Genomic DNA, 22,051 nt, shown 5'->3' with positions numbered 1-22,051 from the left:
CCATGAAAATCGCAGTTGCCGGCGCCTCGGGCCGGGCCGGTTCGGAAATCACCAAGGAACTGTCCCGCCGCGGCCATGCGGTTACCGCCATCGCCCGGAACCCCGAGAAGATTGCGGCACTGCCAAACGTCACGCCGACCAAGGGCGATGTGCTCGACCAGGTCGGTCTCGCCAAACTCTGGACCGGGCATGACGTTGCGGTGAGCTCCGTCCACTTCCTGGCGAGCGACCCGCACAAGCTGATCCGCGCGGCCAAGGATTCGAAAGTTGGCCGCTATCTGGTCGTTGGCGGCGCTGGCAGTCTGGAGGTCGCTCCCGGTGTCAAACTGGTCACAACCCCGGGTTTTCCGGCCCAGTACAAGGCCGAGGCGGAAGCTGGCGGCGTCTTCCTCGACCTGTTGCGGCAGGAAAACGATCTGAACTGGACCTTCATCTCGCCATCCGCATTGTTCGTCGAGGGGGCCCGCACGGGCCAGTTCCGGCTCGGCACCGACCAGCTTCTCGCAGATGCGAACGGGAAGAGCTGGATCAGCTTCGCCGATTACGCCATCGCGCTTGCCGACGAGATCGAGAAGCCGGCGCATCTGCGGCAGCGTTTCACGGTCGGCTACTAGGCTTTTGGCCGCCCCCCGGGTATTTGCGGATAAACGTTCCTGTGCAAGGGCTTGGGGGCGGTAACTGCGCCATTAAGGAAATATTGTCTGTCACAAGGGGTAGCTATATAAGCCCCGGCTCAACGGACCCGTTTCGTTGCGAGTCGTTGCTTAAATAGATAGGCCGCCCTTGGAAAAGTTGAAAAACTACCGACCGACCGAAAAAGAGCCTTTCATGAACGACCGGCAGAAGGAGTACTTCCGTTTGAAGCTCCTCGCCTGGAAGGATGAGATCCTGAAAGAGTCCAAGCTCACCCTGCAGGCTCTGCAGGAGGAGAACGTGAACCACCCCGATCTTGCCGATCGGGCATCGTCGGAAACCGACCGTGCTATCGAACTCCGCGCCCGCGACCGCCAGCGCAAGTTGATCGCCAAGATCGACGCCGCGCTCCAGCGCATCGAGGACAATACCTACGGCTATTGCGAGGACACCGGCGAGCCGATCTCTCTGAAGCGGCTCGAGGCCCGGCCCATCGCGACGCTCTCGGTGGAAGCGCAGGAGCGCCACGAGAAACGCGAGAAGGTCTATCGCGACGAATAGAGTCCGGGCCGCAGAGATGCGGCTCTTCGTTTTTGGACGCAAGGCGCGCCGTTTCGCGCCGTAATCTGCGCTGTGCCTATCGCTTGCCGCGGCGTGCTTGACGGGTACGCGATGGCGAAAAGCGAATCGCGATCAATGGGCTAGAGTCCATTGCTGCAAGCTCACGTGAATTCACATGAGACATAGCCTTCGCTTCAGGTGCGGGAGGTTTTGCGAGTCGCATCAAGGAGATCGACTCGCATGCTGAGACTCTGATCAAGCTGCATCAAGCCTCGCTGCAATCCGGCCTCGTGCGAGGCTGCAACGCGCATCCCCATGAAGCCTGGACCAGCTCAATATTTCCTTAAGGCGGATAAGAGGCCGTCGGCCGCATCCGTCAGCGCGCAATCCACCCGCATGGGCGCATGCCTCCGGCGCTTGTCAGGCTCCGGCGGGGATGCTGAAGTGCCGGCCATGCTTGTGGTCGCGTGGGAGGCGGCGCCGATGGACAAAATTCTTGAAGCCGCAAAGGCGATCGCGCTGGCGCGCCGCAACCATGCGCCGCTCGCGGCGCTCGAAGTTCCGCCTGCTGATGAGGCCGCGGGCTATCAGGTCCAGCGTGCGCTGCATGATCTCCTGCTGCCTCATGTCGGGCCGCTGGTCGGCTACAAGATCGGCTGCACCAGCCAGGTCATGCAGGAGTATATCGGCATTCCGCACCCCTGCGGCGGGGGTGTGTTCCAGACGGGTGTGCACGACAGCGGCGTGGAGCTCGCGGTCGCCGACTATGTCCGTGTCGGTGTCGAATGCGAGATTGCGGTGCGGCTAAAGCGCAACCTCGCCGCCGGCGAGGCGCCGTTCACCGCCGAATGGGTCGGCGAAGCCGTTGAAAGCTACCATCCCGCCATCGAGATCGTGGACGACCGCTACGTGAAGTGGGAGACGATGGGCGCGCCGACGCTGATCGCGGATGATTTCTTCGCCGCCGGCTGTGTGCTGGGCGCCTCGGTTCCGCGCTCGTCGGTACCGGACCTGAAAGCGGTCAAGGGCCGCGCCATCGTCAACGGAGAGGAGGTCAGCCACGGCACTGGCGCTGACGTGCTCGGCCACCCCCACAACGCCCTCGCCTGGCTCGCCAACCACCTCGCCGCCGAAGGCAAGGGCCTGCACGCGGGACAGCTCGTGCTGACGGGCAGCCTGGTGAAGACGCTGTGGCTGAAAGCCGGCGACAAGGTGCGGATGGAGCTGGACGGCCTGGGCGTGGCGGAGGCGGCGTTTACGTAGCGCTCTCTCCACCGTCATTGCGTCGATACGATTGCACGGAGCTGACTCGGAGCCACAGCGACACGTCAGGCCCAATACATGCGGCCCTCGCCAGGGGAGCTAGCGAGGGCCGCGTAGTACATCGTCGTTCGCGCCTAGGTTCGCGAACACGATGTGGGAGCTCCTAGAGAGGGCTAGAAGGGCAGCAGCACGTCCATGACTTGCTGGCCGTAGCGGGGCTGCTGCACGTCCGTGATCTGGCCGCGGCCGCCGTAGGCGATGCGGGCCTGGGCGATCTTGCTGGAATCGATGGTGTTGTCGCTCTGGATGTCTTCGGGGCGGACGATGCCGGCGACCACGAGCTCGCGGATCTCGTAGTTGACGCGGATCTCCTGCTTGCCTTCGACCACGAGATTGCCGTTCGGCAGCACCTGGGTCACGACGGCCGCGACGTTGGTCTGCAACGCTTCCGTGCGGTTGACCGAGCCCTTGCCATCGCTGGAGGCGGTGGAGTCGGCAGTCAGGATACGGCCGGGCAGCACCTTCTGCGCCTGCGCGCCGAGCGTTTTCGCGCCGATGAAATCGGTGATGCCCGAATCTTCCTTGTTGGACCGGCTGCGCTGGGTCTCGTTCTCGATATTGGCCTTGTCGGTGATGTTCACGGTCACCGTCAGGAGGTCGCCGACATGGGTGGCGCGCTGATCCTTGAAGAAGGCGCGGCTGCCGTTACGCCACAGCGAGTTCGGGTTGTAGGAGGCGACTTCCGGCTTCGGCATCGGCATCTGCACCGGCTTGTAGCCGGGCTGCGTCGTCGGATTGTCGATCGCCGACAATTTCGGTTGCTCGCCGATCTGCGACAAGCGGTCGATCGAGGAGCAGCCGCCCAGCGCGCTGGCTGTCAGCAGCAGGGCAGAGATCGCGATGCGACGAAGGCGGTAAGCCGAACTGAAAGCGGACATGACTAACTCTTACTTTGCCTGTGCTTGCGAGACGCGAGCTTGCGGAATCTGGGCTTGTGCAATCTGGGCCGGCGACGAAGGCGCCTGGACCAGGTTGCGGACGAGGGCCTCGGTGTCGACCGGGGCGGGCGCTTCGTCGCGCTTGAGCGAGGAGGTCTGCTCGACCGCGGCCGGCATCGGCGCGGACTGGCTGGCGCCCTGCACGGTGACCTGGCCGCGGCCGGTGACGACGCCGGTCAGCGTCCGCTTGGTCTGCGGATTGAGGACACTCACGGTGTCGCCCTCGGCACCGCCCTCCATCGCCTTGCCGCGCGTGGTGAGATAGATCCCGGGGACCTGGTAGATGACGGTGACGCTCTGGTCGCGCGACACGAATTCGGGCTTGGCGAGGTCGGCAACGCGGATCGGCATGCCGGCGCGCATCGGCCGGCGCAGCTGCATGCCGACGGCGCGTTCGCGCAGCGCGGGCTCGCCGGTCACTTCGGCCTTCGGCCGGCGCTCTTGCGCGACGTCGGAGGATTTCAGCATCTCGCTGCGGTCGATGTCGCGGGTCAGAACGGCAACCTCAACCGTCTCGATCGCGGTGCCGGTGAAGTGCAGCTTGGTCGGGACCGTACCCTCGTTCCCGACCTCGAAGGAGATGTCGAAGCGGCCGCTGCGGGCATCGTAGCGGGTCGCAACCGCCTGGAGCGCGCCGGTGTTGGTGGCATCGAGCCGCATGTCGGACATGCCACGGTCGAAGGTGACCGTGATGTTGGCGGCGTCGCCAAGGCCGAAACGGCGCTCGAGTGCGGAGGCGACTGCGTTTTCGAGATCCTTGCTGGCAAGGGTGCGGGCGAGCCGGGTGACCTGGACTTCCGTGATGTCGCCGGTCATCACGCCGATCACCTGCTTGGCGCGCAGCACGCTCAGGACCTGGGCGACAGGCAGCGCGCCGGTGGTGCCGAGATCGGGCGAGCGATAGACGGGGATCTGCGCGGCCGAACCGGCATTGTCGATGAGATCGCCGACCCGGACCACGTCCGACGTCACGGTGACGCTGGCGCGCAGCGTCGGCGTTGCGATGCCGTCGTCGGCAGCCTGCGCCGGCAGCGCCAGCACGAGCAGCGCGGAGAGGGTGAGAAGCGCGGTGCGGATCATGTTCATCACCTCAGCGGAACAGCGCCGTGGTCGATTGCATCATCTGGTCGGCGGCGCTGATCACCTTTGCGTTCATCTCGTAGGCGCGCTGCGCGGCGATCAGGTCGCTCATCTCCGAGACGACGTCGACATTGGCCTGTTCGAGGCTGCCCTGGGTGATCTTGCCGTAGCCTTCGGAGTTCGCGGTGCCGTCCTGAGGCGTGCCCGACGACGTCGTCTCGACGAACTGGTTGCTGCCGACCGGCTGCAGGCCCGCCTTGTTGATGAAACGGGTCACGCCGATCTGGCCGAGAATGGTGTTGGTCGACGAGCCCGGCAGCGTCACGGTCACCTGGCCCTGCTCGTTGACGGTGATGCCCGAGGCGTTGTTCGGGATCGTGATGGTCGGCTGCACCGGGTTACCTCCCGCGGTGACGACCCGGCCCTGATTGTCCATCTGGAACGTGCCGTCGCGTGTGTACTGGAAGGTGCCGTCAGGCATCAGGATCTTGAAGAAGCCTTCGCCCGAGATCGCGAGGTCGAGATCGTTGCCGGTTTGCGACAGCGTGCCCTGGGTCATGCTGCGCGGCGTGCCGACGGTCTTGACGCCCCCGCCGATGTCGACGCCGACGGGCAGGATGGTGCCCTGGTCCGAAGCCTGCGCGCCGACGCGACGGATGTGTTCGTAGATGAGGTCCTGGAACGCCGCGGTCTGCTTCTTGAAGCCGGTGGTGCGCAGGTTGGCGATGTTGTTGGAGATCACCTGAACGTTCAGTTCCTGTGCCGCCATTCCGGTCGCTGCGGTGTGAAGCGCCTGCATGTCAGTTCTCCCTCAATCAGGCCGGAACGTCGGCGAGCTTTTCGATTGCCGATTTGTGGAGGTCGCTCTGCTGCTGGAGCAGGTTGGCGATCGCCGTGTAGCTGCGCATCACCTCGACCATGCGGCTCATCTCGCCGACCGAATTCACGTTCGACTTCTCGATGTAGCCCTGCTGCAGGGTGGACTTGGCGTCGGGCTGCTGGTTGGCGGAGCCGACGTCGTACAGATTGGCGCCGAGCTTGGTGAGCTTGGCCGGATCGTCGAAACTCACCATGCGGATCTTGCCGCGGATCGAGTCCGTCTTGGCGGTCCCCTCCAGCACCGTCACGGTGCCGTCCGGGGCGACGTTGATGTCGTGGTCGGTCGGCTGGAAAACGATCGGGCCGGCGGTGCCGAGCACGAGATTGCCGTCGGAGGTCATGAGCTGGCCGGTGCTGCTGAGCGCGAATTTGCCGTCGCGGGTGTAGCGCTCGGCGCCGTTGGCCTGCACGGCGAAGAAGGCGTTGCCGCTGATCGCCATGTCGAGCGGGTTGTTGGTGGCCTCCATCGGCCCCTGGCCGACGTCGCGATAGGTGCCGCGGTCCTGCACATAGGAGACCCGGCGGTCGGAGCCGACGAAATTGTCCTCATGAGCGTTCGAGCGGAGAAACTCCTCGAACAGCGAATGGTCAGCCTTGAAGCCGTTGGTGTTCACGTTGGCGACGTTGTTGGCGATGACATCCATCTGCCGTTCCAACGTCATCTGCCGTGACAAGCCGATCAGAAGCGCGTTCTGCATCGGTCAATCTCCCCTCGAGTGAGCCCGGCCATTTCGCTCTCCCAAGCGCCTTGGCCGATCCCGTGAAAGAGGCCGTCTGGTTCTCCCAAACCGTTCGGTCTCGGCCCTCTCTCAGCGAAAGTCGTGCCAATTTGAAATGATATGTAATTACAATGGGTTGGTGATTTTTTCGGGGCTCGCGGCAGGGGGCAGAAAGGTTCTGTTAGCCATGTTTGCCCGGCAGATTTTTCCTAGCAGGGGCCCAATCGAAAGGTTCCGTTAACCATTATTACCGTAGCGTTTGCAGCGAAGAGGAGCGCTTTGCGCCGGGACATTCGTATCGCGTCACTGTCTGCCAGGAGGCTTTGCTCTCTCGCCCTCTATGAGATCAGCGAGCCCGGACGACCATGGCAGAGAGTGAAGCGGAAGGCGGCGCAGCCGCCGAAGGTGCGGAAGCCGCTGCCCCCAAGAGCAAGTTCAAGCTGATCCTGATCGTCGTTGCCGCCCTGGTCCTGCTCGGCGGCGGCGCTGCGACCTGGTTCCTGTTCTTCCGTCACGGCGACGAGGAGCATCATGCCGAGGCCGCGCCCCCGCCGAAGCCGCCAGCCTTCGTCGAGGTGCCCGACATGATGGTCAACCTCGCCGGCGCGCCGGGCGAGCGCGTGCAATATCTCAAGCTCAAGATCGTGCTCGAGCTGAAGGAAGAGAAGCAGATCGAGGCGATCAAGCCGTCGATGCCGCGGGTCACCGACATCTTCCAGACCTATGTGCGCGAGCTTCGTTCCTCCGACCTCAACGGCTCCGCCGGCGTCTTCCGTCTCAAGGAAGAGCTGACCAAGCGGGTCAACGCCGCCGTCGCGCCGATCCAGGTCAGCGCGGTGCTGTTCAAGGAAGTCGTGCTCCAGTGACGACGCTGCGGAAGGGTACGGGCTAGCGTCATGGCCGGCACCGAACAGATGGACCAGGATGCGATTGCCGCCCAATGGGAGGCGTCGCTCGATTCCGAGGATCCCGCGGAGGCCGCGAAGGCTGCTGCTGAAAACGAACTTTCGGAGACCATGGCCCTGCAATGGGCGGCCATGGTCGAGGACGGCAGCCGCGATCTCGGCAACGGCAAGAACTCCGGCGAGCGCGTTCTCTCGCAGGAGGAGATCGACAATCTTCTCGGCTTTACCGTCGGCGACGTCACCCTCGACGATCATTCCGGCATCCGCGCGATCATCGATTCGGCGATGGTCTCCTATGAGCGTCTGCCGATGCTCGAAATCGTCTTCGACCGCCTGGTGCGGTTGTTGACGACGTCCTTGCGCAATTTCACCTCCGACAACGTCGAAGTCTCGCTCGACCGCATCACCTCGGTGCGCTTCGGCGATTACATGAACTCGATCCCGCTGCCTGCCGTGCTCTCGGTGTTCAAGGCCGAGGAGTGGGAAAACTTCGGCATGGCGACGGTCGATTCCAACCTGATCTACTCGATGATCGACGTGCTGCTCGGTGGTCGCCGCGGCTCGAGCCAGCTTCGCATCGAAGGCCGGCCCTACACCACGATCGAGACCGAGTTGGTCAAGCGCCTGGTCGAAGTGGTGCTGGCCGATGCCGAGCAGGCGTTCCGGCCGCTGTCGCCAGTGACCTTTACCATCGACCGGCTCGAGACCAATCCGCGCTTTGCAGCGATCAGCCGTCCCGCTAACGCCGCGATCCTTGTGCGCCTGCGCATCGACATGGAAGATCGCGGTGGCAATATCGAGCTGCTGCTTCCCTACGCGACCATCGAACCGATCCGGGGCGTGCTGCTCCAGATGTTCATGGGCGAGAAGTTCGGCCGCGACCCGATCTGGGAAGGCCATTTCGCAACCGAGATCAACCAGGCCGAGATCGCGGTCGATGCCGTGCTCTACGAAGCCGACATCCCGCTCAAGCAGCTGATGCGGCTCAAGGTCGGAGACACGCTGCCGCTGGACATGCGCGCCGACGCCAACGTGACCGTGCGCTGCGGCGACGTCACCCTGACCGAGGGGCGGATGGGTCGGGTCGGCGACCGCGTCGCGATCCGCGTGACGAAACCCTTGCGCAAGCCAAGTACGACGCTTGCGATGTTCGAGAAGGTGGACGAACAGAACAAGCTGATGGAGGCCCCATGAACCACTTCCTGGGAATGGCGATCGAGACGCTGGTGGCTATCCTGCTCATGCTCACGATCGGTTTATTGCATGCTGCTCAACAAGCGGCTGACGCGGCTGAAGGCGGACGAGCATTCGCTGAAGGCCGTGATCGGCGAGCTGATCACCGCGACCGAGATCGCCGAGCGCGCGATCGGCGGGCTCAAGCTGGCGGTGCGCGACGTCAACGAGAATCTCGGCAGCCAGCTGGCCGCCGCCACGCACATGTCCGACCAGCTCTACAAGCAGCTTGGCGAAGCCGACAACGTGGTGCGCCGGCTCTCCAAGATCGCGATCGCGGCGCGCCCCGTGACGAATCCCGAAGCCGCAGCCGCCCCCGCCACCAAGCCGTCTGCGGCCAAGGCGGTTGCAGCTGCTGCCGAAGCCTTCTCCGAGCGCCGAAGGTCCAACGGTCTCGCCGCATAAAGTCAGGGTATGAAGTCCTTCCGTAACATCCGCGTCATTCCGGTCGTCCTGGTTGCGGTCGCAGGTCTCGCCGTGCTGAAAGTGGCGGGGCTCGTGATCAATGGCGGCTATGTCTTCGACTACCAGCCGAACTCGATGAAGAAGTCCTGGGCGCAGGAGAACCTGAACTTTCCGACCGGGCGAGACGACCCCGACATCACCGGCTCGACGCATGGCGCGCCGAAGGAAGCACCGAAGCCGGCTGCGCCCGAGACCAAGCCCGAGGGCACCCCGGTGAAGATGGACGAGGCCCAGCCGCAGGTTTCGGCCTCGGAGCGCGCGATCCTGGAACGCTTGCAGTCGCGCCGTCAGGAGATTGAGGCCCGCCAGCGCGAGATCGACATCCGCGAGAGCCTGTTGAAATCGGCCGAGAAGCGCATCGAAGGCAAGGTCGAGGAGATGAAGGCGGTGGAGTCCCGCATCACGGCGACCCAGGCCGAACAGAAGGCCGCCGAGGCCCAGCGCCTGAAGGGCCTCGTGACCATGTATGAGGGCATGAAGCCCAAGGACGCCGCGCGGGTGTTCGACCGGCTCGAGATGAGCGTGCTGATCGAGATCGCCTCGGCGATCGCCCCGCGCAAGATGTCCGACATTCTGGGACTGATGTCGTCGGAAGCCGCCGAGCGGCTGACGGTCGAGATGGCGCGCCGAGCCAACGGGGGCGGGGATCAGGCTGCTTCCGCCGGCGATCTCCCGAAGATCGACGGCAAGCCGACGCAAAAGCCGAATTGAGGGCTCATACTTAAGAAGTCCTTAATTGCGAAAACCTACATTCGAAGGCATGGGCCGGCACCAGTGCCGGCGTGGACCGTCGAACCGGAAGAAATGCCGCCAATGGGGCGAGAGGCTGCCGCTGGATTTGTGTCGCGAGCCCGCGCCCTGGCGCTGGGGCTGTCGCGCCATGTCCGCAACGCGCCGGTGCTGGCAGCCTGCCTCCTGATCGGCCTCGGCGCGCCCGCCGCCCGGGCCGGCGATGCGGTCCGCGGCGAGGCGAGCTTTTCAGCGAGCGGCGGCTTTGCCCGCCTCGTGATCAAGCTCGGTGAGGACGTTCCCTCCGAGGTCACGACCGCGGGGTCAATTCTCATCATCCGTTTCGACCGCCCTGTCGACGTGCCCGTCGAGCGCGTGCCGGAAGGCGCGCCCGATTACGTCAACTCTGCCCGCCGCGATCCTGACGGCAGCGCGATCCGTCTGTCGCTGGCGCGTCGCGTCACCGTCAACACCATGAATGCGGGCGAGCGCACCTTCATCGACCTGCTGCCGGAAGGCTGGAAGGGGCCGCCGCCGAGCCTGCCGATGGACGTGGTGAAGGAACTCGCCGAGCGCGCCCGCGTCGCAGAGCGCGCGCTGCGCGCCCAACGCGCGGCGGCCGAGAGCAAGAAGCGTCCACCGATCCGCGTGCGCGCATCGGTGCAGCCGACCTTCGTGCGCTTCGTGTTCGAGATGCCGGACGGCGTCGGCGTCTCCTCCGTTCTGAACGAGCAGAAGCTCACGCTCGCCTTCAACGCCAATCTCAACTTCGACCTCGCCGATGCTGTCGTCGCGGCGCCGCCGAACGTCGCCTCGATCAAGCAGAAAAGCGATATCGACCAGACCAGCGTCGAAATCGCGCTGATTGGCGATTCCGACGTGCACTCCTTCCGCGACGACAAGAACTACGTGGTCGACATCGCCTTCCAGCCCGACAAGGGCAAGACGGCCGCGACGCCCGAGGCCGCCATCGCGCAGGTGGAAGCGAGCGGTCATGGACCGGCCGCGGAAAAGCCGGCAGCTCCAAAGCCGAAGGAGATCGCGCCACCGACCTCGGAGGCGATCGCGCGAGAAGCCAAGGTTGAGATCAAGGCCGAGCTCAAGTCGGAGGCACCCGCCGCGATGCCGGCCGCTGAGGCGCCGAAGCCGGCACCGGCGATGACGGCACCGGTAACCGAAGCTCCGCACGCGGAAGGGCCGAAGGAGGTATCCAAGGAAGCACCGAAAGTTGCGATGCCGGCGATGCCTGCGGTTGCCGCGGCGCCCAAGGAAGTCGCCAAGGCGATGGTCCCGGAGGAAGCGGCCAAGGAGCCGATCAAGGATGCGCCCAAAGCGCCCGTGAAAGCCGAAGCCAAGCCTGCAGAGGCTGCACCGCCGCCCGTGACGGCCAGCGTCGATGCGCGGCGTGACAGCGACGGACTGCTTGTGACGTTCCCGCTTTCCGTCGCGACGCCAGCTGCCGCGTTCCGCCGCGGCGACACGGTGTGGCTGGTGTTCGATTCGCAAAAGCCCGTTGATGTCGACGCGATCCGCAGCAAAGGTGGTGCGATGATCGGCGAGGTCAGTCGCATGCCGCTCGAAAAGGGCCAGGCGGTGCGCATCCGTCTCACCCGTCCGCTGGTCTATTCGCTGACCAGCGAGGAGGTCGGCAAGGAGACCAATTGGCTGCTCACGCTCGCCGACAAGATCCAGGCGACGCCGCTGCCGCTGATGATGTCGCGCAACATCACCGATCCCGCGCTCGCCAACATCGCCATTCCCTTTGCGAATCCCGGCCTGCTACACAAGCTCACCGATCCTGACGCCGGCGACGTGCTCTATGTCGTCACCGCTCGGCGGCCGGTCCGTGGCTTCATCAAGCGGCAGGATCTCGTCGATCTCTCGCTGCTGGAATCCGCGCACGGCATCGCGATCCGGCCGAATTCCGACGAGGTCGGCGTCGAGGTCGGATTGGACAAGGTCATTCTCGGCAAGAAGGGCGGACTGACGCTGTCGCCGGTCGATGTCTCGGCCGAGCGGGCACCGACTGCGGTGCGGCCGATCTTCAATCCCGAAGGCTGGCGCAAGGGCCAGTCGGAAGATTTCTGGACGCGCCAGAGCGAACTGATCACGGCGATCTCGGCCGTCGATCCGGCGCAGCGTTCGCTGCCGCGGCTCGATCTCGCGCAGTTCTACATGTCGCGCGCGATGTATCACGAAGCCAACTCCGTGACCGAGTTGATGCTGAGCGATCCTCTCAACAAGGAGGAGAGCGGGGCGCTGATCATGCACGCGATCTCGAGCATCCTGATCGGGCGACCGGCACAGGGCCTGAAGGATCTCGCCAATCCCGTGATCGGCAACAGCCACGATTCCCAGCTCTGGAAGGCGCTCGCCTATGCGCGGCAGGGCAAATGGGCGGACGCGCGCGAGAAATTCAAGAACGTCGAATTTGCCATTGCCTCGCTGCCGCTCGACATCCAGCGCATCGTGACCATGGATGCGATGCGTGCCTCGCTCGAGGTGAAGGACTACGCCGGCGCCTCGAAACGTCGTGGCGAGATCGAGGTGGTCGGTGTGTCGCCGGAGGCCGCGCCCGGCTTTGCCGTGCTGCGCGGCAGGCTCGCTGAGGCGCTCGGCCACGACAAGGACGCGCTCGACGATTACAACGTCGCTGTCGAATCCACCGATCGCCAGGCCGCGGCCGAAGCCAAGCAGCTCCAGGTCGCGCTCCTGCAGAAGCGCAACGAGATCAGCAAGGAAGATGCGCTGCGCGAGCTCGAGACGTTGTCCATGACCTGGCGCGGCGACTCGATCGAGGTCAAGACGCTGCAGATGCTGTCGCAGTTGTATGCCGATGCCGGGCGCTATCGCGACGCGTTGACAGCCGCGCGCACCGCGACCAAGCTGCAGCCGAACGCGGAAGCCTCGCGCCAGGCGCAGGACCTGGCGTCGGATCTGTTCACGCAGATATTCTTGGGTCCCAAGGGCGACGAGCTGCCGCCGATCGAAGCACTCGGGATGTTCTACGAATTCCGTGAACTGACGCCGATCGGCCGCCGCGGCGACGAGCTGATCCGCCGCCTGGCCGATCGTCTCGCCTCGATCGATCTGCTCGATCAGGCCGCCGAGCTCCTGCAATACCAGGTCGATCATCGTCTTGAAGGCGCTGCGCGTGCCCAGGTCGCCGCGCGCCTCGCCATGATCTATCTCGCCAACCGTAAGCCGGACATGGCGATCACCGCGCTGCGCGCGAGCCGCATCAGCGATCTCGCCGGCGAGTTGCGGCAGCAGCGCCTGCTGCTGGAGGCCCGGGCCCAGAGCGACGTCGGCCGCCATGACCTCGCGCTCGACATCGTCTCCAACGTCTCGGGGCGTGAGGTGCTGCGGCTGCGGTCCGACATCTTCTGGGCGGCGCGGCGCTGGCGCGAGTCCGCCGAGCAGATCGAGCTGTACTATGGCGAACGCTTCCGCGACTTCAAGCCGCTCAACGCGGTGGAGAAGAGCGACATCATCCGCGCCGCGGTCGGCTATGCGCTCGCCGACGATTCGATCGGATTGTCGCGCTTTCGCGAGAAATACGCTCCCTTGATGAGCGAGAGCGCCGACCGGCTCGCCTTCGATATCGCCAGCAAGCCGGCTGCCGCCTCCAGTGCCGAATTCGACGAGATTGCAAAGCTCGCGGCAAGCGTCGACACCCTCGACGGCTTCCTGCGCGAGATGAAGCAGCGCTTCCCCGACGCCACCGCCCGGGCCCCGGCCTCGCCGCAGGCCAAGGACGACACCGAGCACACCGGCTCGCTGCCGACGATTCCCGTCGTGCGGCAGATCAAGATGACGCGGTAGAGCATGATCCGGAAAAGTGCGTAGCGCTTTTGCCGAAAAGATCATGCTCAAGCAAACCCCAAGGCGCCCCTCGTGCTTTAGGACTCCTGCTACTCCTGACCTCTCGACAGTTGCCCGACGAGGCGGCACTCTGTGCCTTCATGCCGGGAGAGCGTTGACATGACCAAGCCTGCCAAGACCGAAGCCGAACTCATCGCCATGGCGCGGGCCGAGTTGAAGGCCCATGCCGACGGACCCGAGGGCTTGACGATCTCGATCGTCCGCGACGGGGACAGCTGGGAGTTCCGCGCTGACGCCGACCAGGCGACACGGGACAAGCCCGGTTTCCCCGAGAGCGTCGCCATGCTGGTGCAGATCGGTGATCACCTCAGCAAGCAGTATGAGGTCGAGGGGTAGGGCGGAGGCCCAACTACCCCCCGTAACTCTGCACCAAACTCCCCGCCACCAGCGACCAGCCATCGACCAGCACGAAGAAGATCAGCTTGAACGGCAGCGAGATCGTCGCGGGCGGCAGCATCATCATGCCCATCGACATCAGCACCGAGGCAACGACGAGGTCGATGATCAGGAAGGGCAGGAACAACAGGAAGCCGATCTCGAAGGCGCGTTTCAGCTCGGAGATCATGAAGGCGGGAACGAGGATCCGCAGCGCGAGTTCGTCGGGTGTAGCCGGCGGCGGCTCGCCGGAGAGGTCCAGAAACAGCTTCAGATCCTTCTCGCGCACGTTCTTCTGCATGAAGCCGCGCAAGGGAACGGAGGCGCGCTGGAGCGCATCTTCGACGCTGATCTGGTTGGCGACGAGCGGACGGATGCCGTCGTCGTAGGATTTTTGCAGCACCGGTCCCATCACGAAGAAGGTGAGGAACATCGCCAGGGCCAGGATCACCGAGTTGGGCGGCGCAGTCGCAGTGCCCATTGCGGTGCGCAGCAGCGACAGCACGACCACGATGCGCGTGAACGAGGTCATCATGATCAGGATCGACGGCGCGATCGACAGCACCGTGAGCAGGGCGATCAGCTGGATCGCGCGCTCGGTGACGCCGCCGCCGCCAGCACCGCCGCCGCCGAGATTGATGCTGATGTCCTGCGCATGCGCATGGCTTGCGAGCAAGGCCGCGGCGATCAGGACAGAAACAAAGAACACTCTACGCGGGAAGGACGGCAGCCTCACGAAGATGGCTTCGGACGGCCGAGCAGCGAGGCCATCTCGTCTTCGAGATTTTCAAAGCTGGTCTTCTCCGCAGCTTGTCTCGCCGGCGGCGGAGGGGACGACGGCTCGACGCGTGCTGCGCGAGGTGGGGGGACGGGCGGGTCCGGCGCGACCGGCGGCGCGATGGTCTCGCCGCCTGGACGACGGAGCGCCGCCTCGAGGCGCTGGGCCATCTCGGCGAGATTCTGTTCGGCGCTGGACGGCGCGGCCGTAGCAGCGGCCGGAGGCGGAACGGGCGGAGCAACTTGTGGTCCTGGCGGGGCCTGCGGGATGGGCGGAGGCGGCGGCGCCGGGGCGCGCTCGGCGCGCACCGGTGATATCTTCGCCGGCTCATTCTGGCGCGGGGGACGCGGCATCAACGGCGCCTCGCTGCGCGCAATGCGCGGCGGCATCGGTTCGGGACGGGTCTCACGCTCGGTCCGCGGCGGCATCGGTTCAGGTGAGAAGCCGCCGAGCTGCGGCTCACTGCGGCGCTCGGCCAGGGCGGCCGGGCGGCGGAGCTCGTCGGCGAACGAGGGGCGTGCCGGCCGCGGCGGCGGCTCGGGCATTTGCGGCTCGGGATGGTCGAGCACTTCGGGCCGCGGCACTTCGTCGGCCCAACCGCCGGCATCCGGGATCGGGGCGAGGCGCGGCGGCTCGGCGGCGCTGGAACGCGGCGGAATCTGATCGCGGCCGGCTGCGGCACGGACGATGTTCGGCTCAACGACGATGTCGGTCGGGCCACCGATCATCAGGAGATGCTCGACATTGTCACGGCGGACCAGGACCAGGCGCCGGCGGCCATCGAGCGCGGCGGCGTCGATCACGGCGAGCCGGGGCATCCTGCCGCGCTGGGTGTTGGCGCCGAGCCGGGTCGAGGCGAATCGGCGGAGCAGCCAAAAGACGACGCCGATCAACGCCAGCACGACGATGAACGCGACGATGAAGGTGATAGGGCTACCGTTCATACCTGTCCCCGGTAAATGGCGCTTCTCGCGTGCCTATGGTCGGCGGTGCCGGCCACCAGCTTGCGATGCCCCAAAACTGCGATCTCTTAATGTCCCACGGCAGGTTTTGCCGTCCCCAACTCTTAATAGCCTATGAATCGCTCGATCCAAAATGACTTCTTGGCCTCTACGGAGGGGCGGCCAAACGGCTGGGTTAATACGGTTTTTGGAATGGGCCGAATCACGGGGGAACGCGATCTATGTCCCGGCCCGAGACACGGATCCGGCCATGCCTTAACCACCTGTTAACCATACACGCGGCAAATTCTGCCTAGCCCCGGAGCACGGGTCTGCAAGGGGCGGAAGGAGCCGCAACGATGTCCATCAACGATCTTCCGGTGCTGTCGGCGCTTCGCACCAAGATGCAATGGCACCAGGAACGCCAGCGCGTCCTGTCCGAGAACGTCTCCAACTCCGACACCCCCAATTTCCGGCCGCGCGACCTGGTCGAGCCGAAATTCGACAAGACCGGCGCCGCCACGGGTTCGATGGGGACCCTGGCGATGACGGTCACCAGCGCCTCCCATATGACGCCGTCCGGTGCGGTCTCCAGCTTCGACCAGAACAAGAATGCGGGTTTCGAGACCCGCCCTGCGGGCAATGCCGTCAATCTCGAAGAGGAGATGATGAAGTCCGCCAACAACCAGATGGATTACGCGGCGGTGACCTCGCTCTATTCGAAGAGCCTGCATCTCCTGAAGACCGCGATCGGCAAGGGCTAGAGCTAGAGGAGCCGTATCATGGCGAATGACAGCAGCGACTTTGCCCGTTCCATGGCGATCGCAACCTCCGGGTTGCGGGCGCAGGCCGGGCGGATGCGGGTGATCTCCGAGAACATCGCGAACGCGGACTCGACCTCGGCGACCTCAGGCGGCGATCCCTATCGGCGGAAGGTACCGACGTTCTCGTCGGCGCTCGACCGCACGCTCGACGCGCAGGTCGTCACGCTCGGCAAGATCAGGCCCGACCAGTCCGCCTTCCGCGTCAAGTATGAGCCGAGCAATCCGGCGGCCGATGCCACCGGCAACGTCAAATACCCGAACGTGAATTCGGTGGTCGAGATGACCGACATGCGCGATGCGCAGCGGTCCTACGAGGCCAATGTCAACATCATCAGTGCGACGCGCCGGATGATCCAGCGCACGCTCGACATCCTCAAGAGCTGAACAGGACCTCAAAGCCATGGCAACACCGACAATCGCGGCCAATGCCTATGCCAACCTTGCGCGCGTGCTGGAAAACACCGCCGCCGGCAAGGGCAGCGAACCGAACGGGCAATCCTTTGCTGCGCTGCTGAAAGACGCCGTCGGCAGCGTCATGGAATCGGGCCGCAGATCGGACGCGCAGACGGTGGCGATGGCCAACGGCAAGGCCAACGTGATGGACGTGGTGACGGCGGTTGCCGATACCGATGTCGCGGTGTCCACGCTGGTCTCGGTCCGCGACCGTGTGATCGCGGCGTATGAAGACATCATGAAGATGCCGATTTGATCTCGGGGGCGAGTGGCGAATGGCGAGCGGCCCCCATTCGCCATTCGCTACTCACCATTCGCTTCTTTCAAGCCGTCAAGACAACCAGCAGCGGAAATTTGAAATGACCGGACCTGAGACCCTCGACGTCGCCCGCGACGCGATCTGGACGATCGTGATCGTATCCTCACCGCTGATGGTGGTCGGGCTCGTGGTCGGCGTGATCGTGTCGCTGTTCCAGGCGCTGACGCAGATCCAGGAACAGACGCTGGTCTACGTGCCGAAGATCTTGGCCATTTTTGCCACAATGCTGCTGGCGCTGCCGTTCATGGCTGACGCACTTCATTCCCACATGCTGCGGATCTCGTCGCGAATCATCGGCGGCTGAGGCACAATGCGCCGGTCATGCGCATCGACGTCTCGCTGTTGCCGGCGCTTGCCGCGGCCTTCATGCTCGCCTTCGCCCGGGTCGGTGCGATGGTGATGCTGCTGCCGGGGCTCGGCGAGACCAACATCCCGACGCGGGTGAAGCTGTCGATCGCGCTTCTACTCACGCTGATCATCCTGCCGCTGCATCGCAATGCCTATCAGGTCGACATGGGCTCGCTCGCGCCGATGCTGGTGCTGATGTTGCATGAGATCGTGATCGGCATCGTGCTTGGCGCGACCGCACGCGTGACACTGTCGGCGCTGCAGGTCGCCGGCGCCGTGATCGCGCAGCAGATGGGGCTCGGCTTCGTCACCTCGGTCGATCCGACTCAGGGACAGCAAGGCGTTCTGGTCGGCAATTTCCTGACCATGCTGGGCGTGACGTTGTTGTTCGCCACCGACAGCCATCATCTGGTGATCGCGGCGCTGAACGACAGCTACGCCATCTTCGCGCCGGGCGAGACCGTCTCGAGTGGTGACGTCGCCGCGCTCGCCACGCGGGCCTTTTCCGCAGCGTTCCTGCTCGGCCTGCAGCTTTCCGGGCCGTTTCTGGTGTTCGGCCTCGTCTTCAATATTGGTCTCGGCGTTCTGGCGCGGCTGATGCCGCAGATGCAGGTTTATTTCGTCGGCGTGCCGCTATCGATCTTCGCGGGCTTCATGGTGCTGGCGGTGGTGCTCACGGCGATGATGGGCACCTATCTCGACTACTTCATCGGTGTCATGCACCAGATGCTCCCGTTGAAATAAGAGGGATCGATGGCAGAAGACAACGATCCGGAAAGTCAAACAGAAGACCCGACGCAAAAGCGTCTCGACCAGGCGCTCGAACGCGGCGACGTTGCGAAAAGCCAGGAGATCAACACCTGGTTCATGATCGCGGGCGGCACGCTCGTGGTCTCGACCTTCTCCGGCTCGGTCGGTAGCGGGCTGCTGACGCCGATGCGCAATCTGCTGGCCAATTCCTGGATGATCAAAACTGATCCGGGAAACCTGCTTGCGCTGATGCAGCAGATCGAGGTCGCGGTGTTGGCTGCGGTCGGCGTGCCGCTGTTGATGCTGGTGATCGCGGCCATTGCCGGCAACATGCTCCAGCACCGCTTGGTGTGGTCGGCCGAATCCCTCACCCCCAAACTCAGCAAACTCTCGCCGGCGGCCGGCTTCAAGCGCATCTTCGGCAAGCAGGCCGGGGTCAATTTTCTCAAGGGCATCGGCAAGATCGTCGTGCTCGGCACCGTCATGACCACGATCCTGTGGCCAGAGCGGCACCGCACGGAGGCGATGGTCAAGCTGGATCCGATGGCCATGCTGGGCGCCACCACCGGCATGACCGTCCATCTGCTCGGCGCCGTGGTCGCCGCCCTCGCGATCATCGCGATCGGCGACTATTTCTTCCAGTATCGCAGCTGGTTCCAGCGACAGAAGATGTCGCTTCAGGAGATCAAGGAAGAGTTCAAGCAGTCGGAAGGTGACCCGCACATCAAGGGCAAGCTTCGGCAATTGCGGCAGCAGCGCTCCAAGAAGCGCATGATGGCGGCGGTTCCCAAGGCCTCGGTGATCATCACCAACCCGACCCACTATTCGGTGGCGCTGGCCTACGAGCGCGGCATGTCGGCGCCGATCTGCGTCGCCAAGGGCGTCGACAACCTGGCTTTCAAGATCCGGGAGATCGCGCGCGAGCACGATATCCCGATCGTCGAGAACGTGCCACTGGCCCGCGCGCTTTACGCCACCGTCGAGATCGACCAGGAGATTCCAATGGAGCATTACCATGCGGTCGCCGAAGTCATCGGCTACGTCATGCGGATGAAGCGCGGTTTCAGCGCGGCGCGGCAATAAAACCCCCGAAAAGTACCGGAAATGGCTGTAAACTGGGAATCAGGGTACGTTTCGCTCCTGCCGCCCTTGCGTCCGCGGGTCCGATTCAGGCAGGGAGGACCCCACGTGCCCCGTGGCACGTTGATTCTCTGACGATAGGCTGCACTAGCGTGAAATGACCGCCGAGACCGACCACGACCTGTCACGCGAGCCCGTTGCGGCGCATGAGCCGTCGCCGCGCTCGGGCAGCATTGCGCTGGTGCTTCTGGTGGCCACCGGCCTCGTTGCGGTCGCCGTCGGGCTGATGACGCTGGGGCGCGCGCAGGCGCAGCCCTACATCCTCGGCATCCTCGCCGTGCTGGCGATGATCGGCCTGTTCAATTTGTTTGCCTTTGCCGCCGGGATCATCCGCTTCGCCGACCGCAATCTCGATGATCCCATCATCGGCCGCATCTCCGATTACGCCTTCGACGGCCTCGCGGTGACCGATCCGCGCGGCCATGTGGTCTATTCCAATGCGGCCTACCTGACGCTGACGGGCGCGGCCGGTCCTCAGGACGTCCGGCCGGTCGAGCGCGTCTTCATCGGTAATCCCGACGTCTCCGAAGCGGTGTTCCGCCTGCTCAAGGCGGCGCGCGAAGGCAAGCGCCAGCAGGAAGAGGTTCGCATTTCCGGCCAGGACGGCAGCCAGGGCCGCTGGCTGCGCATGCGGGTGCGTCCGCTCGGCACCGGAAAGCGCGAGGCCAAATATGCGGTATGGTCGATTGCAGACATCACTCGCGACCGCGAGCGCCAGGAGGATGTGTTCCAGGAGCTCCAACACGCGATCGAATATCTCGATCATGCGCCGTGCGGCTTCTTCTCGGTCAATCCTGCCGGCGAGCTCGCTTACGTCAACGCGACGCTGGCGAACTGGCTCGACTACGATCTCGCCGAGATCGGCTCGGGCGGCTTGAGGCTCGCCGACATCGTGTCGGGCGACGGCGCTTCGCTGCTGAGTGCCATCGTGGCGGTGCCGGGCGAGGTGAAGACCGAAGTCTTCGACATCGATCTGCGCATGCGCACCGGCAAGACCATGCCGGTGCGGCTCTATCACAAGCTCGCCTTCGGCGCCGACGGCGCGCCTGGACCGTCGCGCACGCTCGTCATCAGCCGGGCCCGCGATGAGCGGAGCGACCCGGATCGCGCCGCCGAAGTGCGGTTCATGCGCTTCTTCGACCATACGCCGATGGCGATCGCCACGGTCGATCGCGCTGGTAACGTCGTGCGGGCGAATGCGCGCTACGCCAAGCTCGCGCAGGGTCTCGGGTTGGACAGCGCCAGCAAGTCGATCTTCCGCGCCATCAATGCGCGCGACCGCCATCTGGTGATCGCCGCCATCAACCAGGCCGCCGAGGGCAAGGCCGACATCGCCCCGGTCGAGGTGGCGCTGGAAGGAAGCAAGGAGCGCTGGGGCCAGTTCTTCGTCACGCCTGTCGATGCGGCCGAGAACGACGCGGAAGCCGCGATCGTGCACATGCTCGAGACCACCGAGCGGCGCGCGCTGGAGAACCAGATCAACCAGTCGCAGAAGATGGAGACGGTCGGCCAGCTCGCCGGCGGCATCGCTCACGACTTCAACAACGTGCTTTCCGCCATCATGATGGCGAACGACTTCCTGCTGAACGCGCACAAGCCGACCGACCCGTCGTTCCAGGACATCATGCAGATCAAGCAGAACGCGACGCGTGCTGCGACGCTGGTGCGGCAGTTGCTCGCGTTCTCCCGGCGCCAGACGCTGCGGCCGCAGGTGCTCGATCTCGGCGACGCGCTGTCTGATCTCACCATGCTGCTGCGCCGGCTGATCGGCGAGAAGGTCAAGCTCGACCTGATCCACGGCCGTGATCTCTGGCCGGTCAAGGTCGACGTCTCCCAGTTCGAGCAGGTCATCGTCAACCTGGCGGTGAATGCGCGCGATGCCATGCCGGACGGCGGCAAGCTGATCATCCGCACCGCCAATGTCGCCACCGACGAGGCCGGCAAGCTCGCCTACAAGGGCATGCCGGCGGCGGATTATGTGCGAATCGAGGTCGCCGACACCGGCACCGGCATCCCCGCCGATATCAGGGACAAGATCTTTGAGCCGTTCTTCTCCACGAAGGAAGTCGGCAAGGGCACCGGACTGGGCCTCTCCACCGTCTACGGCATCGTCAAGCAGACCGGCGGCTTCATCTACGTCGATTCCGAGCCGGGGCAGGGCACCTCGTTCTACATCTTCCTGCCGCGCCACCACGTCGAGCCTGACGTGCAGGTCGAGCTTCCCGCGGTGCCGAGCGCGACGCATGGCGCCCCGAAAGAGGCCGCGCCTGCGACGGTGGATGCGAAGCCCCGCACCGACCTCACGGGGCAGGGCACGATCCTCTTGGTCGAGGATGAAGAGGGTCTTCGCGCGCTGAACGCTCGCGGCCTGCGCTCGCGCGGTTACACCGTGGTCGAGGCCGAGAACGGCGTCGAGGCGATGGAGGTGCTCGAAGAGCAGAGCGGCGGGATTGATCTCGTTGTCTCCGACGTCGTGATGCCTGAAATGGATGGCCCGACGCTGCTCAAGGCAATGCGGGAGAGGAACCCCGACATCAGATTCATCTTCGTCTCCGGCTACGCCGAGGATGCCTTCGAGAAGAGCCTGCCCGAGGGCCAGCAGTTCGACTTCCTGCCCAAGCCGTTCACCCTGAGCCAGCTCGTGGCGGCGGTGAAGGAGACGATGACGAAGCAGGGATGAAGGCGGGACGGCGCGCCGGCCCTTTCTCGCTGAAAGATCGCCGGTAACGCGCGACCGCAGCTTCGCCAGTATTTGACCAGGCCCTCGGCAAAC

21 protein-coding genes and 1 pseudogene are annotated in these 22,051 nt (G+C 64.7%); 16 read left to right on the top strand and 6 right to left on the bottom strand.

The window, feature by feature from the left end:
* The first annotated feature begins 2 nt into the window (after positions 1-2).
* The 3 genes from ACVW16_RS06645 (at position 3) to ACVW16_RS06635 (ending at position 2,457) form a co-directional block, all read left to right on the top strand.
* The gene (locus ACVW16_RS06645; RefSeq protein ID WP_456704524.1) at positions 3-614 is read left to right on the top strand and encodes an NAD(P)-dependent oxidoreductase; all 612 of its coding nucleotides are present in this window, start codon (positions 3-5) and stop codon (positions 612-614) included.
* A 214-nt stretch (positions 615-828) separates the two neighbouring features.
* Entirely contained in the window at positions 829-1,194 is a 366-nt protein-coding gene (dksA, locus tag ACVW16_RS06640) for an RNA polymerase-binding protein DksA (RefSeq protein ID WP_008554760.1), read from the top strand.
* Positions 1,195-1,677: 483 nt separating this feature from the next.
* Positions 1,678-2,457, top strand: a complete 780-nt coding sequence (locus ACVW16_RS06635) for a 2-keto-4-pentenoate hydratase (protein WP_456738194.1) — start codon at positions 1,678-1,680, stop codon at positions 2,455-2,457.
* A gap of 173 nt (positions 2,458-2,630) precedes the next feature.
* Here the strand turns inward: ACVW16_RS06635 and flgH are convergent, their stop codons facing one another.
* The 4 genes from flgH to flgF are packed head-to-tail and all read right to left on the bottom strand — an operon-like array spanning position 2,631 to position 6,112.
* The gene (gene flgH / locus ACVW16_RS06630; RefSeq protein WP_456704522.1) at positions 2,631-3,395 is read right to left on the bottom strand and encodes a flagellar basal body L-ring protein FlgH; all 765 of its coding nucleotides are present in this window, start codon (positions 3,393-3,395) and stop codon (positions 2,631-2,633) included.
* A 9-nt stretch (positions 3,396-3,404) separates the two neighbouring features.
* Positions 3,405-4,535, bottom strand: a complete 1,131-nt coding sequence (flgA, locus tag ACVW16_RS06625; RefSeq protein WP_456735671.1) for a flagellar basal body P-ring formation chaperone FlgA — start codon at positions 4,533-4,535, stop codon at positions 3,405-3,407.
* A 10-nt stretch (positions 4,536-4,545) separates the two neighbouring features.
* Positions 4,546-5,334: a flagellar basal-body rod protein FlgG gene (gene flgG / locus ACVW16_RS06620; protein ID WP_092228140.1), complete on the bottom strand. Its 789-nt coding sequence runs from the start codon at positions 5,332-5,334 to the stop codon at positions 4,546-4,548.
* Between the two features lie 16 nt (positions 5,335-5,350).
* Positions 5,351-6,112, bottom strand: a complete 762-nt coding sequence (gene flgF, locus ACVW16_RS06615) for a flagellar basal-body rod protein FlgF (protein ID WP_092228139.1) — start codon at positions 6,110-6,112, stop codon at positions 5,351-5,353.
* Positions 6,113-6,498: 386 nt separating this feature from the next.
* Between flgF and fliL the strand changes: the two genes are divergently transcribed.
* The 6 genes and pseudogenes from fliL to ACVW16_RS06585 all read left to right on the top strand — a co-directional run bounded on the left by fliL (position 6,499) and on the right by ACVW16_RS06585 (position 13,686).
* On the top strand, positions 6,499-6,999 hold the full coding sequence (fliL, locus tag ACVW16_RS06610; RefSeq protein ID WP_456704520.1) for a flagellar basal body-associated protein FliL: 501 nt from the start codon (positions 6,499-6,501) through the stop codon (positions 6,997-6,999).
* A gap of 30 nt (positions 7,000-7,029) precedes the next feature.
* The gene (gene fliM / locus ACVW16_RS06605; protein ID WP_456704519.1) at positions 7,030-8,232 is read left to right on the top strand and encodes a flagellar motor switch protein FliM; all 1,203 of its coding nucleotides are present in this window, start codon (positions 7,030-7,032) and stop codon (positions 8,230-8,232) included.
* Positions 8,229-8,676: pseudogene (locus tag ACVW16_RS06600) on the top strand (DUF6468 domain-containing protein). Before fliM ends, ACVW16_RS06600 begins: the two are co-directional and overlap by 4 nt.
* A 9-nt stretch (positions 8,677-8,685) precedes the next feature.
* Positions 8,686-9,447 carry a MotE family protein gene (locus tag ACVW16_RS06595; RefSeq protein WP_456735670.1) on the top strand — a complete coding sequence of 254 codons (762 nt, stop codon included), beginning with the start codon at positions 8,686-8,688 and terminating at the stop codon, positions 9,445-9,447.
* Between the two features lie 102 nt (positions 9,448-9,549).
* On the top strand, positions 9,550-13,290 hold the full coding sequence (locus tag ACVW16_RS06590; protein WP_456735669.1) for a tetratricopeptide repeat protein: 3,741 nt from the start codon (positions 9,550-9,552) through the stop codon (positions 13,288-13,290).
* A gap of 159 nt (positions 13,291-13,449) precedes the next feature.
* Positions 13,450-13,686 (top strand): hypothetical protein, encoded by a 237-nt coding sequence (locus ACVW16_RS06585; protein ID WP_456704515.1) that lies wholly within the window; start codon positions 13,450-13,452, stop codon positions 13,684-13,686.
* A gap of 13 nt (positions 13,687-13,699) precedes the next feature.
* On the opposite strand, the gene fliP is transcribed toward ACVW16_RS06585, so the two are convergent.
* A complete protein-coding gene (fliP, locus tag ACVW16_RS06580; protein ID WP_456704514.1) occupies positions 13,700-14,461 on the bottom strand; it encodes a flagellar type III secretion system pore protein FliP in 762 nt (253 codons plus the stop codon).
* Positions 14,458-15,447, bottom strand: a complete 990-nt coding sequence (locus ACVW16_RS06575) for a flagellar biosynthetic protein FliO (RefSeq protein ID WP_456735668.1) — start codon at positions 15,445-15,447, stop codon at positions 14,458-14,460. The genes fliP and ACVW16_RS06575 overlap by 4 nt, the downstream gene beginning before the upstream one ends.
* A 356-nt stretch (positions 15,448-15,803) precedes the next feature.
* On the opposite strand from ACVW16_RS06575, the gene flgB reads away from it, so the two are divergent.
* The 7 genes from flgB to cckA all read left to right on the top strand — a co-directional run bounded on the left by flgB (position 15,804) and on the right by cckA (position 21,958).
* Positions 15,804-16,208 carry a flagellar basal body rod protein FlgB gene (gene flgB, locus ACVW16_RS06570; protein ID WP_456704512.1) on the top strand — a complete coding sequence of 135 codons (405 nt, stop codon included), beginning with the start codon at positions 15,804-15,806 and terminating at the stop codon, positions 16,206-16,208.
* An 18-nt stretch (positions 16,209-16,226) separates the two neighbouring features.
* A complete protein-coding gene (gene flgC, locus ACVW16_RS06565) occupies positions 16,227-16,652 on the top strand; it encodes a flagellar basal body rod protein FlgC (RefSeq protein ID WP_456704511.1) in 426 nt (141 codons plus the stop codon).
* Between the two features lie 16 nt (positions 16,653-16,668).
* A complete protein-coding gene (fliE, locus tag ACVW16_RS06560) occupies positions 16,669-16,977 on the top strand; it encodes a flagellar hook-basal body complex protein FliE (RefSeq protein WP_456704510.1) in 309 nt (102 codons plus the stop codon).
* A 103-nt stretch (positions 16,978-17,080) separates the two neighbouring features.
* Entirely contained in the window at positions 17,081-17,344 is a 264-nt protein-coding gene (gene fliQ, locus ACVW16_RS06555; RefSeq protein ID WP_027534765.1) for a flagellar biosynthesis protein FliQ, read from the top strand.
* 17 nt (positions 17,345-17,361) lie between these two features.
* Positions 17,362-18,132, top strand: coding sequence for a flagellar biosynthetic protein FliR (fliR, locus tag ACVW16_RS06550; RefSeq protein WP_456735667.1), 771 nt, complete (start codon positions 17,362-17,364; stop codon positions 18,130-18,132).
* Positions 18,133-18,141: 9 nt separating this feature from the next.
* Positions 18,142-19,221, top strand: coding sequence for a flagellar biosynthesis protein FlhB (flhB, locus tag ACVW16_RS06545; RefSeq protein WP_456735666.1), 1,080 nt, complete (start codon positions 18,142-18,144; stop codon positions 19,219-19,221).
* A gap of 154 nt (positions 19,222-19,375) precedes the next feature.
* The gene (gene cckA, locus ACVW16_RS06540) at positions 19,376-21,958 is read left to right on the top strand and encodes a cell cycle histidine kinase CckA (protein WP_456735665.1); all 2,583 of its coding nucleotides are present in this window, start codon (positions 19,376-19,378) and stop codon (positions 21,956-21,958) included.
* Positions 21,959-22,051: the final 93 nt, after the last annotated feature.

The organism is Bradyrhizobium sp. USDA 4474 (assembly GCF_054057515.1).
This window is presented reverse-complemented; position numbering and strand designations above follow the sequence as displayed.